The sequence below is a fragment of the uncultured Halomonas sp. genome, from assembly GCF_947501415.1.
GTDB lineage: Bacteria > Pseudomonadota > Gammaproteobacteria > Pseudomonadales > Halomonadaceae > Halomonas.
Window position 1 is genome coordinate 1 of record NZ_CANMVL010000020.1, and the last position, 1315, is coordinate 1315.

1 protein-coding gene and 1 other annotated feature are annotated in these 1315 nt (G+C 62.3%); the gene reads right to left on the bottom strand.

Features of this window, described 5'->3' with window-relative positions:
- Positions 1 to 39: 39 nt before the first annotated feature.
- Positions 40 to 1265 (bottom strand): IS3 family transposase gene (locus tag Q0894_RS12735; protein ID WP_299235950.1). Its coding sequence is split into 2 segments (ribosomal slippage): positions 40 to 980 and positions 980 to 1265, totalling 1227 coding nucleotides; the frame shifts between segments, so codons are not numbered across the junction.
- Positions 871 to 987: a sequence feature (AL1L pseudoknot), on the bottom strand. It overlaps the preceding gene by 117 nt.
- Positions 1266 to 1315: the final 50 nt, after the last annotated feature.

The window sequence follows — 1315 nt, forward strand, 5'->3', positions numbered from 1 at the left end:
TGAACCGTACCGGCTTTCTCGGAGACCCGTTGGTTTGAGTCAGGCCACCTTCTTGGCTTGACTCTGTTGCTCATAGTACAGCGCTTCTCGCTCGGCCGGCGGCATGTTGCCGATCGGCTCCAGGAGTCGTCGATGGTTGAACCAGTCCACCCATTCCAGGGTGGCGAACTCAACGGCTTCCAGGTGCCGCCATGGCCCGCTTCGGCGAATCACCTCCGTCTTGAACAACCCTATCACCGTCTCGGCCAGCGCGTTGTCATATGAGTCGCCGACACTCCCGACAGACGGGGCGATGCCGGCGTCCTCCAAGCGCTCTGTGTATCGAATCGAGACATATTGAACGCCCCTATCGCTATGGTGGATCAAGTCGCTGCCAGGTCGCTGAGGACGTTCATGAAGCGCCTGCTCCAGAGCATCCAGCACCATATCGGTGCGGGGTGAGCGGGAGACTCGCCAGCCGATGATCCGGCGAGCAAAGGCGTCGATGACGAAGGCGACATAGACAAAGCCCTGCCAGGTCGCGACATACGTAAAATCCGACACCCACAGTATGTTTGGCTGAGCCGGCTGAAACTGCCGCCGCACCAGGTCCGCTGGAGAGGCCTTGTTGGGATCGGGCACGGTCGTACGGACCGGCCTGCCTCTCACCACGCCTCGCAGCCCCATCCGGCGCATCAGGCGCTCGACGGTGCAACGAGCGGTGGGGATCGCTTCTCGATGCAATTGGCGCCAGACCTTGCGGATGCCGTAGACACCGAAGTTCTCGTCCCAGACACGCTGGATCTCGGCACTCAGCCAGCGATCACGCTGGATGCGGGGTGGCGCGCGATCAGGCTGGGCGTCACGGGCCTTGTGCTCATAATAGGTCGACGGGGCAATCGGCAGGACACGGCAGATCGGCTCGACCCCGTACGACTCCCGGTGATCATCGATGAACTCGATCATCACTTGCCGCGGCGGTCGAGCTCCGCCTGGGCAAAATACGCGGAGGCCTTGCGGAGAATCTCGTTGGCCTGCTTTAACTCGCGGTTCTCGCGCTCCAGGGCCTTGATCCGCTCGCGTTCAGTCGTGGTCGCGCCTTCCCGACGTCCAGCATCACGTTCGGCCTGACGGACCCAACTACGCAGCGTCTCCGGTGTGCAGCCGATCTTGGGGGCAATGGCGCCGATGGCCGCCCATTGGGAGGGGTAGTCAGCCTCGTGGTCGAAGACCATACGGACGGCCCGCTGACGGACCTCAGGTGCATATCGCTTGGAAGTGTTCATGGCTCCATCCTCTCAAGGTTTGGAGCCTCCGGGAATCCCGGTACGGTTCA